Source organism: Caballeronia telluris, from assembly GCF_001544495.1.
GTDB classification, from domain to species: Bacteria; Pseudomonadota; Gammaproteobacteria; order Burkholderiales; family Burkholderiaceae; genus Caballeronia; species Caballeronia telluris.
The window spans coordinates 55242-68597 of the sequence record NZ_FCNZ02000022.1 but is presented as its reverse complement, the minus strand read 5'-3'; the positions used below and the strand labels follow the sequence as shown (position 1 = coordinate 68597).

The 13356-nt window shown below is 65.4% G+C and carries 12 protein-coding genes; 5 read left to right on the top strand and 7 right to left on the bottom strand.

Annotated features, from left to right (window positions below):
- Positions 1-450: 450 nt before the first annotated feature.
- Positions 451-717, bottom strand: coding sequence for a hypothetical protein (locus tag AWB66_RS24310; RefSeq protein ID WP_087632647.1), 267 nt, complete (start codon positions 715-717; stop codon positions 451-453).
- A gap of 151 nt (positions 718-868) precedes the next feature.
- A complete protein-coding gene (locus tag AWB66_RS24305) occupies positions 869-1951 on the bottom strand; it encodes a substrate-binding domain-containing protein (RefSeq protein ID WP_087632646.1) in 1083 nt (360 codons plus the stop codon).
- 129 nt (positions 1952-2080) lie between these two features.
- Here AWB66_RS24305 and AWB66_RS24300 point away from each other — a divergent pair, with 129 nt between their 5' ends.
- The 4 genes from AWB66_RS24300 (at position 2081) to AWB66_RS24285 (ending at position 7410) form a co-directional block, all read left to right on the top strand.
- On the top strand, positions 2081-2590 hold the full coding sequence (locus tag AWB66_RS24300) for an NAD(P)H-dependent oxidoreductase subunit E (RefSeq protein WP_087632645.1): 510 nt from the start codon (positions 2081-2083) through the stop codon (positions 2588-2590).
- On the top strand, positions 2587-4143 hold the full coding sequence (locus tag AWB66_RS24295; RefSeq protein WP_087632644.1) for a formate dehydrogenase beta subunit: 1557 nt from the start codon (positions 2587-2589) through the stop codon (positions 4141-4143). Before AWB66_RS24300 ends, AWB66_RS24295 begins: the two co-directional genes overlap by 4 nt.
- A 73-nt stretch (positions 4144-4216) precedes the next feature.
- The gene (gene fdhF / locus AWB66_RS24290; RefSeq protein WP_087632643.1) at positions 4217-7162 is read left to right on the top strand and encodes a formate dehydrogenase subunit alpha; all 2946 of its coding nucleotides are present in this window, start codon (positions 4217-4219) and stop codon (positions 7160-7162) included.
- Positions 7163-7164: 2 nt separating this feature from the next.
- Positions 7165-7410, top strand: coding sequence for a formate dehydrogenase subunit delta (locus AWB66_RS24285; RefSeq protein WP_087632642.1), 246 nt, complete (start codon positions 7165-7167; stop codon positions 7408-7410).
- 51 nt (positions 7411-7461) lie between these two features.
- Here the strand turns inward: AWB66_RS24285 and AWB66_RS24280 are convergent, their stop codons facing one another.
- Positions 7462-8403 carry a phosphatidate cytidylyltransferase gene (locus tag AWB66_RS24280; RefSeq protein ID WP_087632641.1) on the bottom strand — a complete coding sequence of 314 codons (942 nt, stop codon included), beginning with the start codon at positions 8401-8403 and terminating at the stop codon, positions 7462-7464.
- A gap of 31 nt (positions 8404-8434) precedes the next feature.
- Positions 8435-9061 carry a lysophospholipid acyltransferase family protein gene (locus tag AWB66_RS24275; protein ID WP_087632640.1) on the bottom strand — a complete coding sequence of 209 codons (627 nt, stop codon included), beginning with the start codon at positions 9059-9061 and terminating at the stop codon, positions 8435-8437.
- Between the two features lie 470 nt (positions 9062-9531).
- Between AWB66_RS24275 and AWB66_RS24270 the strand changes: the two genes are divergently transcribed.
- On the top strand, positions 9532-10137 hold the full coding sequence (locus AWB66_RS24270) for a CDP-alcohol phosphatidyltransferase family protein (protein WP_087632639.1): 606 nt from the start codon (positions 9532-9534) through the stop codon (positions 10135-10137).
- Here AWB66_RS24270 and AWB66_RS24265 read toward each other — a convergent pair.
- The 3 genes from AWB66_RS24265 to AWB66_RS24255 all read right to left on the bottom strand — a co-directional run bounded on the left by AWB66_RS24265 (position 10134) and on the right by AWB66_RS24255 (position 13244).
- A complete protein-coding gene (locus tag AWB66_RS24265) occupies positions 10134-11852 on the bottom strand; it encodes an FAD-dependent monooxygenase (protein ID WP_087632638.1) in 1719 nt (572 codons plus the stop codon). The genes AWB66_RS24270 and AWB66_RS24265 overlap by 4 nt on opposite strands.
- A gap of 88 nt (positions 11853-11940) precedes the next feature.
- Complete coding sequence (locus AWB66_RS24260) at positions 11941-12903, bottom strand: cation diffusion facilitator family transporter (RefSeq protein ID WP_087632637.1); 963 nt, start codon at positions 12901-12903, stop codon at positions 11941-11943.
- Positions 12900-13244 carry an ArsR/SmtB family transcription factor gene (locus AWB66_RS24255; protein WP_087632636.1) on the bottom strand — a complete coding sequence of 115 codons (345 nt, stop codon included), beginning with the start codon at positions 13242-13244 and terminating at the stop codon, positions 12900-12902. Before AWB66_RS24255 ends, AWB66_RS24260 begins: the two co-directional genes overlap by 4 nt.
- Between the last annotated feature and the right edge of the window lie 112 nt (positions 13245-13356).

Here is a 13356-nt window from a genome sequence, read left to right as displayed (position 1 = left end):
TCGGCATATCCGAAGCGTCGTCTGGCGGCCCGACGGGCAAACGGGTAGCCACGGCCCCCCGACGCCGCATGTCGCCGCACGTTGATTTTGCGCGACTTCGGATCAACCAGCGCGCTTCCTTTATTGTTTGTCTGGAAGGAAGTGGCCCGTCGCCGAACGACATTCGGCGACGCCTTGCTAAGTTACTCCTGACGTCATACCAAACGCCCGCCATCTCGTAGTGTTTTTCGGTCGCTGTGCAGCGGTTGTTGAACTTGAGCGCGCGATAACCAACACCGGCCGGGAGACGACGCACGTCCCGGCAACGAACCGTGCCATGAAGCGGATGGATTCTCCAGTGTAGCGGAAGCGCGCGGGCTGAATACGTGCGCAGAGCAGCACAAAACGGCGATGGGGAAAGCGGCGGTCGGCGAACCCGCGACCAGGCGGGTTCGCCGACGCTTGGGGAGGTTATTCAGGCTCTTTCGGGCACTTCAGGTTGCAGCCGTTCGGATCGCCGTTATCCGCACGGCGACGCGAGGCCGACTTGCCCTGCTGATATTTGTCGCCCGGCGCGGACGCGGCGAACTGCATTTGCGGATGTTCGTTCAGACGGAACTGATCCTGAAGGATGCCGCCCGGGATGCCCGGCGAGTTCTGGGCAAAGGCGACGGGAACGAGATAGACCGCGCCGGCGACGAGCGCGGCACAGGCGGAAGCGACGAGAGGCAGTTTCATGGCGGATTGGGCGCAGCGTGGGCAACGCGCGGAACGTGGACGGCGAACCGATAGGTTAACGTAATTTGGGATGAGCGACAGTCCTTGCTGACGGGCGAATTTTACCGTTCGTTTCGGATCGGGCGCTGGCGGCGGGTTTCGATGCCGCCGCTCAGGCCGCGTCCACGCCGCTCAATCCCTGCTCCACCCCGACCACCACGCCGCAGCGCACCGGATCGTAGCCTTCGAGATGCGCGACGCTGTCATTGAACGCGTCGCTGCGCAAAATGGCGATCACGTTGGCGAGCCGTCCTTCATCCAGACGCTTGCGCTCGAAGGCGAAGAAATAGTCCTCGTCGATGACCGGAATGAAGTCCAGCGCGAAATGCTGCGCGGCGGGCTGCACGCCGAAGCCGAGGTCCGCCATGCCGCTCGCGACGAACGCGGCAATCGCGGAATGCGTCAGTTCCGTGGTCGCGTAGCCATTGATCTCGTCGGGATCGACGCCGATGCTGCGCAGCGACAAATCGAGCAGCATGCGCGTGCCGGAGCCCGGCTGGCGGTTCACGAAGCGCACGTCGCCGCGCGCGAGGTCGTGTAAACCCTCGATGCGCTTCGGATTGCCCTTCGGCAAGAAGAGTCCCTGCGTGCGCCGCGTGAGATGGATTAGCTGATGCTTGCCGGCATCGAGATATTGCCGGTACACCTGCGCGCAGGTCGCGCGAAATTCGCCGATCGGCAAGTGAAAACCGGCCAGTTCGCACTCGCCGCGCGCAAGGGCGCTCACGGCCTCCGCGCTCTCGCGATACTTGATGTCGACGGGAACGCGCTTTTCGCCGAGCGCGCGCACGAGCGTGGCGACCGCGTAACCGTGCGATGCGTGGATGCGCACGGGCAAAGCGTCGCGCGAAAGCCGGCGGTTCAGCTCGCCGGCCACTTCGTTCGCAACCGATTGCAGCGGCGCGTCGAGCCTTTCGCCGGAGATGCGCTGCGCGCGCAGCACCGATTCGCCGAGTTCGGAGAGCACGGAGCCGCGGCCGCGCGATTTGGTGATCAGCGCGCCGCCCAGCCGGGCCTCGATTTCGCGCAACAAACCCCACGCGTGCCGATAGGACAAACCCTTAGCGGCTGCGGCGTTCGCGATGCTTCCGGTCTGCGAAACCAGTTGCAAGAGCGGCACAACCGCGCTGAGACTGGTTTCCCGGCCGTCGGCGTCGCGCAGCACGAGTTCGGCGCGGCATTGGACGTCGATCATATGAACTCCTCCTTCCTATTGCCAAGATATATCACGGCGCCTATTGTTCACTACATCGGCTCGGTGCAAGGAATTATAAGTCCTGAATATGCACACGATAGACATATGCCGAGCTTGGAGGAGCCCCCAATGACACACCCGCAGCACGCCCTTGCCGTATCCGTCAGTGCGCCCGACGAACTGGTGCGCCGTCACGCCACGCAGGGCGCCACCCTGATGGCGATCCTGCACGCGATCCAGGACGATGTCGGCTTCGTGCCGCCCGCGGTCGTCCCGCCGCTTGCGCAGGCGCTGTCGCTGTCGCGCGCCGAGGTCCACGGCGTCATCACCTACTACCATCACTTCCGCTCCGAGCCGCCCGCGCGCGTCACCGTGCAGCTGTGCCGCGCGGAAGCGTGCCGCAGCATGGGCACCGAAGCGCTCGCGCAGCATGTCGAAGGCCACACGGGCTGCAAGTTCGACAGCGGCCATCACGCGGATACGGAACTCGAATCGGTGTTCTGCCTCGGTCAGTGCGCGCTGTCGCCGTCGATGATGATTAACGGCGAGCTGCACGCGAAGGTCACGCCGCAGAAATTCGATCGGCTTTACGCCGCCGCGCAAACGCGCGCGAACGCCGGCACGGAGGAAACGGCATGACACGCATCTACGTTCCCTGCGATTCGTCGGCGCTCGCACTCGGCGCCGACGCAGTCGCGCTCGCCATCGCCGATGAAGCCGCCAAGCGCGGCGTCGACGTCCAGATCGTGCGCAACGGTTCGCGCGGTCTCCTGTGGCTGGAGCCGCTCGTCGAAGTGGAGACGTCGCAAGGCCGCATCGGCTATGCGAATGTCGAAGCCGAGGAAGTCGGCGCGCTCTTCGACGCCGGGTTCATCGAAGGCGGCGCGCACGAAAGAAACGTCGGCGTGGTCGACGACATTCCGTACCTCAAGAACCAGCAGCGCCTGACGTTCGCGCGCATCGGCATCACCGACCCGCTCTCCGTCGAGGACTACACCGCGAACGGCGGCCTCGAAGGCTTGCGCCACGCGCTCGACATGAACGGCGATGCCGCCTGCGAGTCGCTGATCGAATCGGGCCTGCGCGGACGCGGCGGCGCGGCGTTCCCGGCCGGCATCAAGTGGCGCACGGTGCGCGGCGCGCTGGCGGACCAGAAGTACATCGTCTGCAACGCGGACGAAGGCGATTCCGGCACATTCTCCGACCGCCTCGTCATGGAAAGCGATCCCTACGTGCTGATCGAAGGCATGATCATCGCGGGCATCGTGACGGGCGCGACCCAGGGCTACATCTACGTGCGCAGCGAATATCCGCATTCGATCACGACGCTCAACCGCGCGATCGACCGCGCACGCGAAGCCGGCTGGCTCGGCGAGAGCGTGCTCGGCAGCTCGCACGCGTTCGACCTGTTCGTCGCGAAGGGCGCGGGCGCGTACGTGTGCGGCGAAGAGACGGCGCTTCTCGAATCGCTCGAAGGCAAGCGCGGCATCGTGCGCGCGAAGCCGCCGGTGCCGGCGCTCGTCGGCCTGTACGGCAAGCCGACTGTCATCAACAACGTCATCACGCTCGCGACGGTGCCAATCATCTTCGCGAAGGGCGCCTCGTTCTATCGCGACTTCGGCATGGGACGCTCGCGCGGCACGCTGCCGTTCCAGCTAGCGGGCAACGTGAAGCAAGGCGGACTCGTCGAACTCGCGTTCGGCGTGAGCTTGCGCGAACTCCTCTACGACTACGGCGGCGGCACGGCGAGCGGCCGGCCGGCGCGCGCGGTCCAGGTGGGCGGCCCGCTCGGCACGTATTTGCCGGAAAGCCAGTGGGACATCCCGCTCGACTACGAGGAATACGCGAAGGTCGGCGCGGTGGTGGGTCACGGCGGACTCGTGGTCCACGACGACACGTCGAACCTCGCGGACCTCGCCCAGTATGCGATGCATTTCTGCGCGCTCGAATCCTGCGGCAAATGCACGCCGTGCCGGATCGGCTCGACGCGCGGCGTCGAGGTGATCGCGAAGATCCGCTCGGGCGATACGTCGCCGAAGCAGGTCACGCTGCTGCGCGATTTGTGCGACACGATGGTGTCCGGATCGCTCTGCGCGATGGGCGGCATGACGCCCTTCCCGGTGCTCTCGGCACTCGAACATTTCCCTGAAGATTTCGGCCTTGCGAAAGCGCCGGCGCAGAAAGCGGCTTAAGACAAGCTATACACCTTGCATGGGACCAGAGTAAGGCGCTAAAGCGCCAACTCTGGTCGACAGGAGACAAGACATGTCCAACACGAACAACGGCTGCGGCTCCGGAAATTGCGCGTGCAAGAGCGCGGCATCGGTCCAGCGGCGCGATCCCTTCGACTTCACCGACTACGGCACGCCGCTGCGCCACGCCGATGTCGATGTCACGCTCGAAATCGACGGCGAACCGGTGACGGTGCCCGCGGGCACTTCCGTGATGCGCGCGGCGATCGAAGCCGGTGTCAACGTGCCGAAGCTCTGCGCGACGGATTCGCTCGAACCGTTCGGCTCGTGCCGCCTGTGTCTCGTCGAGATCGAAGGCAAGCGCGGCTATCCGGCATCGTGCACGACGCCTGTCGAAGCGGGCATGAAGGTGCGCACGCAAAGCGACAAGCTGCAATCGTTGCGCAAGAACGTGATGGAGCTCTATATCTCCGATCACCCGCTCGACTGCCTCACCTGCCCCGCCAACGGCGACTGCGAACTGCAGGACATGGCGGGCGTCGTCGGCCTGCGCGAAGTGCGTTACGGCTATGAAGGCGCGAACCACCTGAAGGACAAGAAGGACGAATCGAACCCGTACTTCACCTACGATCCGTCGAAGTGCATCGTCTGCAATCGCTGCGTGCGCGCCTGCGAGGAAACGCAAGGCACCTTCGCGCTGACGATCGCCGCGCGCGGTTTCGAATCGCGCGTCGCGGCGAGCGAAAACGTGCCGTTCATGGAATCGGAATGCGTGTCGTGCGGCGCGTGTGTCGCCGCGTGCCCGACCGCGACCTTGCAGGAAAAGACCGTCATCATGCTCGGCCAGCCGGAGCATTCGGTCGTGACGACGTGCGCGTATTGCGGCGTCGGCTGCTCGCTGAAGGCGGAGATGAAGGGCAGCCAGGTCGTGCGCATGGTGCCGAACAAGAACGGCCAGGCGAACGAAGGCCACGCGTGCGTGAAGGGCCGCTTCGCGTGGGGCTACGCGACACACAAGGACCGCATCCAGAAGCCGATGATCCGCGCGAAGATCACCGATCCGTGGCGCGAAGTCTCGTGGGACGAAGCGATCAAATACGCGGCAAGCGAATTCCGCCGCATCCAGGACAAGTACGGGCGCGACTCGATCGGCGGCATCACGTCGTCGCGCTGCACGAACGAGGAAACGTATCTCGTGCAGAAGCTCGTGCGCGCCGCGTTCGGCAACAACAACGTCGACACCTGCGCGCGCGTCTGCCACTCGCCGACGGGCTATGGTCTCAAGACGACGCTCGGTGAATCGGCCGGCACGCAGACGTTCGCGTCGGTGGAGAAGTCGGACGTGATCGTCGTGATCGGTGCAAATCCGACCGACGGCCATCCGGTCTTCGCGTCGCGCATGAAGAAGCGCATCCGCGAAGGCGCGCAACTGATCGTGATCGATCCGCGCCGCACCGATATCGTCGACGGTCCGCACATCAAGGCCTCGCATCACCTCGCGCTGCGTCCGGGCACCAACGTCGCGATGATCAACGCGCTCGCGCATGTGATCGTGACCGAGGGTCTCGTCGACGAGGCGTTCGTCGCCGAGCGCTGCGAAGCGCGCGCGTTCGGTCAATGGCGCGACTTCGTCTCGCAGGAAGACAACTCGCCCGAAGCGATGGAAGCGATCACTGGCGTACCCGCGCAGCTCGTGCGCGAAGCCGCGCGCATCTATGCGCGGCCGGGCAACTCCGCGATCTTCTACGGCTTGGGCGTCACGGAGCACGCGCAAGGCTCGACGATGGTGATGGGCATCGCGAATCTCGCGATGGCAACGGGCAACATCGGCCGCGAAGGCGTCGGCGTGAATCCGCTGCGCGGCCAGAACAACGTGCAGGGCTCGTGCGACATGGGTTCGTTCCCGCACGAACTGCCGGGTTATCGCCACATCAGCGACGCCGCCACGCGCGCGCTCTTCGAGGAAGCCTGGGGCACGAAGCTGCAACCGGAGCCGGGCCTGCGCATCCCGAACATGTTCGATGCCGCGACGCACGGCACCTTCATGGGTCTTTATTGCCAGGGCGAGGACATCGTCCAGTCCGACCCGAACACGCATCACGTGACGAGCGCGCTCGCGGCGATGGAGTGCATCGTCGTGCAGGACATCTTCCTGAACGAAACCGCGAAGTATGCGCACGTCCTGCTGCCAGGCACGAGCTTCCTGGAAAAGGACGGCACGTTCACCAACGCGGAGCGCCGCATCTCGCGCGTGCGCAAGGTGATGCCGCCGCAGCCGGGCTACGCGGACTGGGAAGTGACGATCCTGCTCGCCCGTGCGCTCGGCTACGAGATGAACTACACGCATCCGTCGGAGATCATGGACGAGATCGCGCGTCTCACGCCGACCTTCCACGGCGTCTCGTACGAGCGGCTCGACGAACTCGGCAGCATCCAGTGGCCGTGCAACGAACACGCGCCGGAAGGCACGCCCACGATGCACATCGACGAATTCGTGCGCGGCAAGGGCAAGTTCGTCATCACGAAGTTCGTCGCGACGCCGGAAAAGGTCACGCGCAAGTTCCCGCTCCTGCTGACGACGGGCCGCATCCTGTCGCAGTACAACGTCGGCGCGCAGACCCGGCGCACGGAGAATTCGCGCTGGCACGACGAGGACCGGCTGGAGATTCATCCGGTCGACGCCGAGGATCGCGGCATCAAGACGGGCGACTGGGTCGGCATCGAATCGCGCGCGGGGCAGACCGTGCTGCGCGCGAAGATCACCGAGCGGATGCAGCCGGGCGTCGTCTATACGACGTTCCACTTCCCGGAATCGGGCGCGAACGTGATCACCACCGACTCCTCCGACTGGGCGACGAACTGTCCGGAATACAAGGTGACGGCGGTGCAGGTGATGCCGGTCGAGCAGCCGTCGCAATGGCAGAAGGACTACTCGCGCTTCAACGCGCAGCAGATCGGCCTGCTCGAAATGCGCACTGACGCGACAACCGACGCGCTCGTCACGACTTCGGGGAAATAGACATGGATCTGGACAACCTGATCGACATGGCGAACCGCATCGGCGAGTTCTTCGATTCGCTGCCGGACCAGCATGAAGCCGCCGACAGCATCGCCGATCACATTCGCCGCTTCTGGGAGCCGCGCATGCGGCTCGCGATCCTCAATTCGCTCGATGACGAAGACGCGAGCGCCGCGATGCATCCGATCGTGCGCGAGGCCTTGACGGATCATCGGCAGGATTTGACGCCGGCTTCGGCGGCGGCCTGAGAGGGGCGGGCCGGCGGGATGGCGCGCTGCACGCCATCCCGCCGCGTTCGTTCACTGCACATAGACATAGCGCACGAGGTGGAAGAACACGGGCGCCGCAAAACAAATCGAATCCACGCGATCCAGCGCGCCGCCGTGACCGGCGATCATCGCGCCCCAGTCCTTCGCGCCAAGCGAGCGCTTCACCGCCGACAGCACCAGCCCGCCGACGAATCCCGCCAACACGATGGCGAGCGACATCAGAAACGCCGTGCCGAAACCGAACGGCGTGATGCGATAGAGCGCCGCGCCGCAGAGCGCCGCGAGCAGCCCGCCGCCGACAAACCCTTCGACCGTCTTCGACGGACTCAGCTTCGGCGCGATCTTGCGCTTGCCGAAAAGCTTGCCGCAGACATACTGGAAGACATCGCTGATCTGCACGACGAGCAGGAAATAGAACAGCAGCAGCGGGTTCTGTCCAGCGTAACCGGGGATATCCAGAATCAGGAGCGCCGGCGCATGACTCAGCCCGTAGACGCAGACCATCAGCGCCCAGTGGATCTTCGCGTTGCGGCTCAGGAAATCGCGCGTGTCCTGGGTGAGCACCATGACGAGCGACAGCGTGATGAAGAGATGCACCGGCACGAAAATCGAGAACATGCCGTACCACTCGACCCAGAGCAGCAGATACTGCGCCGGAATCGCGACGAAGAACGCGATGAAGAGCGTCGTGTGATCGCTTGCGGCCGTCGGCGTGAGCGTGATGAACTCGCGCAGCGCGAGATAGGAGACCAGCGCGAACACGACGTAAGTGGTCGCCGGGCCGAGCCCGATCGCGGCCGCCATGATCGCGATCATTCCCCACCACGCGCGGATGCGCTGGTTCAGATTGGCGATGGTCGCGCTGCCGCCGCCGCTCTTGCCGTCGCGCCAGGCAAGCAGCGCGCCGATGCCCGACGCAAGCACGAGAAAGCCGGTCAGCCCGGCGATGAGTTCCCAGAACACGGTTCGCATGATGTCGCTTCGTTGTTTGAACAGGCGGGCATCACGCCGCCGGCACGGGAGCAAGCGCGACCACGAGATCGCGCGTGCGTTGCAGGAAGTCCTGCTTCGGTTCATCGGCGGCGCGCATGACCGGTGCGCCGAAATTCACCTTGCAGATGAGCGGCACCGGCAGCAACGCGCCCTTCGGCATCACGCGCTGCAGATTCTCCAGATAGACCGGGCACAGTTCGATCTCGGGGAACTCGCTCGCGAGCCGGAACAGTCCGCTCTTGAACGGCTGCGGCAACGCTTCGGCGCTGCGCGTGCCTTCGGGAAAGATGATGATCGAGTGGCCGAGCCGCAGCGCTTCGCGCACGGGATCGAGCGGATCGCCCTCGCCTTCGTGCTTGCGGTCGATCAGCACGACGTTGAGCAGATTGCGCGCGATATGCACTTTCGCCTTGCCGCTTTGCCAGTAGTCGCGCGCGGCGACCGGTCGCACCTGATCGCGCAGCGCGCGCGGCAGCGCCGCGAGGATCGCGAGCGTATCGACGTGGCTCGTGTGATTCGAGATGTAGATTTTCTGGCGGGCGTTGGGCGCGCCGTCGCGCCAGACCGGATACGCGCCGACGACGAGGCGCACCGCACCGAGCAAAAGGTCGCGCTGCCATGCGTGCAGGATATTCATTGCGCGTGTCCCGGGGTCGCGTTCGTCTCGAATTGCAAATCAGCTCCCTTGTTGTGGGACGAGTCGATGACCCGGCTTCATCGGGGTTCTCGTGCCCGCGGCATTATCACCATTTTTGCCGCGCCGCACTAGCGGGCGCGTGGGCGCCAACGCGGTCCGAAACGGCCACAGACGTACGGGGATTGGGCGCCCCGCGCGCGCGACGGCCAAGCACTTAACAATGGTTGACAAAGACCGCCCGGAAGCGGCCGCGAGAAGAACGCCGCAGGCGCTCGAAAGGAGCCCGATAAGTTGTCCCGATAAGTTGACCCGATAAGTTGACCCGATAAGTTGACCCGATAAGTTGACCCGATAAGTTGACCCGATAAGTTGACCCGATAAGCTGCTAAGATCGGCGCCGCCTTCCTGGCTCGCGAGGCGTTGCACGATCGCAAGTCCAGCTAATCAAACAATCGAGAAGAGAAGTCGCGATGAGCGTGTACTCGCTGAAGCCGAAGTTTCAGAACCTGCTGCGGCCCGTCACGTGCAAGCTCGCGCACGCGGGCGTCACGGCGAATCAGATCACGATCTCCGCGGCGCTCGGGTCCATTCTGGTCGGGCTGATCGCCGGATTCGGTTTCCCGATGCAGCGGCTCTTTCTGCTCTTGCCCGTGTGGCTCTTTCTGCGCATGGCGTTCAACGCGATCGACGGAATGCTTGCGCGCGAGTTCGGCCAGAAGAGCGCGCTCGGCGCGTACTACAACGAACTCGGCGATGTCGTCTCCGACATCGCGCTGACCCTGCCCTTCCTCGCGATTCCGGCGTTTCGCGCCGCCGATATCTGGCTCTTCGCGATGGCGGCGCTGCTGGTGGAATGCGCCGGGCTGATTGGGCCGCTCGCCGGCGCGAGCCGCCGCTACGACGGCCCGCTCGGCAAGAGCGACCGCGCGGTCGTGATCGGCGCGCTCGGCTTGTGGATCGGCGCGGGACTGCCGGTCGCGCCAGCCGCTTCGTGGCTGTGGCTCGCGCTCGTGGCGCTTTCGGCGATCACGATAGTCAAGCGCGTCGCGAACGGCGTCGCCGAGGCGCGCGGCTAATCTTCCCGATACGGCGGCTCCGCCGGTTCATCCCCGGCACTCGCGTTCGCGCTGAACCACGTCTCGCAGTGACGCAACAGTCCATGCACATCCGACGGCGCCCGTCCGCGCGTCGCGATGTAGCCGTCCGGGCGCACCAGATAGAACGACGGCCGCGTGCGTCCGTAGTTGTCCGTCAGCGATTGCGCGCCCTCGCCTTGCATGATGTCGGTGATGCGCCACACGCGCACGGCGTTGGGCAACACCCTCTCCACCTGTTCCGCGAGCCCGTTCAGATCGGGATCGCGCATCGCGTGCGCAACCGTAATGGTGGCAGGCGCAAGCGCGATGTCGTCGGCGCCTTCCGGGGTGATCAGCAAAAAGAGCGAGAAATACGCCGGATCGTGCAGGTCGTAGAGACAGCAGAAGCCGGGCGCACGACCGAGCGGCCCGTCGAGCACATGCACCCGCGCATCCGGCGCGCGCTCGCCCGCGCGCGGACCGCCGTCGAGCAGACGCTCCAGCGTGAGCGGCGAGCGCCGGTACTGGATCGACAACTCGCTCACCGTGCGCCGCATCGCGTCGCGTAACGGGCCGATCGCGGCAAGCGCGGGCATCACGTGATCGCGCATCAGCTTCATCGGACCGTGCTCGGCCTCCGCCATCTGCGTGAGCATGCTCGACTGGCGCAGCACGTCGCGCTCGATCGGATGGCGCTCGGTGTGATAGCTGTCGAGCAGCCGGTCCGACGCGCCGCCCGACAGCATGCGCGCGATCTTCCAGCCGAGATTGAGCGCCTCCTGAATGCCCGTGTTCATGCCCTGCGCGCCGGCGGGGCTGTGCACGTGCGCCGCGTCGCCGGCGAGGAAGATGCGGTCCACGCGCAGCCGGTCGACCATGCGGCTGTTGAGCCGGAAATACGACGACCAGCCGATGTCCGACAGCGTCACCCGATGATGGATACGCCGCTCGACGATCGCGCGGCAGTCGTCGAGCGACGGACCGTGGTCGGACTCGGGCGGCGAATGCAGGTCGGCGATCAGGCGCGCGCGGCCGTCGCCCATCGGGAAGAGCGCGGCAAGCCCGGCGCCCGACGCGAAGATGTGGAACTCGTCGTCGGGCCAGTCGGAGTCGGCCTGCAGGTCCGCGAGCAGGAAGGTCTGCTCGAAGGTCTTGCCGGTAAAGCCGATGTCGAGCCGATGCCGCACCATGCTGTGCGCGCCGTCGCAGGCAATCATGTACGACGGACGCAACAGTTCGTCGCGCCCGTTCGCGTGACGCAACGTCGCCTGCACGCCCGCCGCGCCCTGCGAAAAATCGGTGAGCTCGACGCCGCGTTCGATCCACACGCCGAAGGTCTTCAGATGCTCGGTGAGCAGCCGCTCGGTTTGAGACTGGTCGAGAAACAGCAGATACGGATAGCGTGTCTGGAGCGGATCGAAATCGAGCCGCGCGAGCCGCTGGCCGTTCGAGTAGAGATTCGCGACGCGCGCGCGATGGCCGAGTTCGAGGAACGGCTGCGCGATGCGATGCTGCTCGAGGAGTTCGAGCGTGCGCGCCTGGATGCCGATCGCGCGTGAATACGGGGACGGCTCGCGGGCGCGGTCGACGAGCCGCACCGGAATGTGCGCGCGGGCGAGACTCATCGCGGCGGCGAGACCCGTCGGGCCCGCGCCGACGATCAGGACCGGCGCCACATCGAGCTTGTCGTGGGGATTCACCTTTGGCGCGAACATGCACTCCTCCCTGAATCATCACGTCCTCAAGTGTACGCCGCGCGTGCCCTGTTTCGGCTGAGGGAAGCCTCGCTGTGTGGCCGCACCCTTACGCGCGGGCTTGCAGCGCACAACGGTGATGCGTCGTCCCGAGCTCGACCTGCAGCGTCGCATGATGCATCGCGTAGTCGGCGCGCAACGTGTTCACGATGCCGTCGACGAACGCATCGCCGGGATGGCCCTTCGACATCACCAGATGCGCGGTCATGGCATTTTCGGTCGTCGAGAGCGCCCACACGTGAAGGTCGTGCACGTCGTCGACGCCCGGAATCTCCGCCAGGTATTGCCGGATGCGCGGCATGTCGACTGAAGGCGGCACGGCCGCCATCGCGAGGCGCATCGCGTCGCGCCCGAGGCCCCAGGTGCCGTAGACGATCACCGCGACCACGACGAGGCTCATCAGCGGATCGATCCAGCTTGCGCCCGTGTACAGGATCACGAGGCCGCTCACGGCGACGGCGGCGGAGATCGCGGCGTCGGCGGCCATGTGCAGGAAGGCGCCGCGCACGTTCAGGTCTTCCTTGCTGCCGCGCATGAAGAGCCACGCCGAGAAGCCGTTCACGACGAGGCCGAGCGTCGCGACCACGAACACGTCGAAGCCCGCGACGGGCGCCGGGTTCAGAAGCCGCTGGATCGCTTCGAGCGCGATCGCGCCGCACGCGAACAGCAGGAGCGCGGCATTCGCGAGCGAGGCGAGAATCGACGAACTGCCGAGGCCGAAGGTATAGCGCTGCGACGGCTGGCGCGTGCCGAGCCACACCGCGCCCCAGGCGAGCAGAAGGCCGAGGACGTCGGAGAGATTGTGGCCGGCGTCGGCGAGCAGCGCGGTCGAATGGGCAAGGAAACCGTAGATGCCCTGCACGACCACGATCACCATGTTCAACCCGACCGCGAGCGCGAAGACGCGGCCCTGGCCTTTTTGCGGCGCGTGGTGATGATGGTGGCCGCCGTGGCCGTGATCGTGATCGTGATCCTGGGAATGCCCGTGGTGGTCGTGCGTGTGCGTGTTCATGACTCGTTGTCCGGTCGGAAATCGGCCTGCGGCTCGGCGACGTGTTCGAGCAGTTCACCGATCATTGTGCTGATGTGACGGTCGGCCGCGAGATAGAAGACCTGCTTGCCCTGCCGTTCGGCCCGCACGACGCGCGCAGCCCGCAACAGGCGCAAGTGATGGCTCACGAGCGAGCCCGACAAGCCGAGCGTCTCCGCGATCGCGCCCACCGCGCGCTTCTCGTCGACGCACGCGAGCACGATACGCAGGCGCGTCGGATCGCCGAGCAGTCGAAAGAGATCCGCGAGCGGAACCACGCGGTCGTCGGAAGCGGTGAAGATCGAGCCCACGGTGCCCTTCATCCCATAACATGTGAATACGTGTTCATATGTTATAGATTCGCCACGCGGTCTGTCAATCTTGCGGACCGGCATCGCCGATGTGGGAAAATGCGGCGTTTGCATTCTTTTCCCG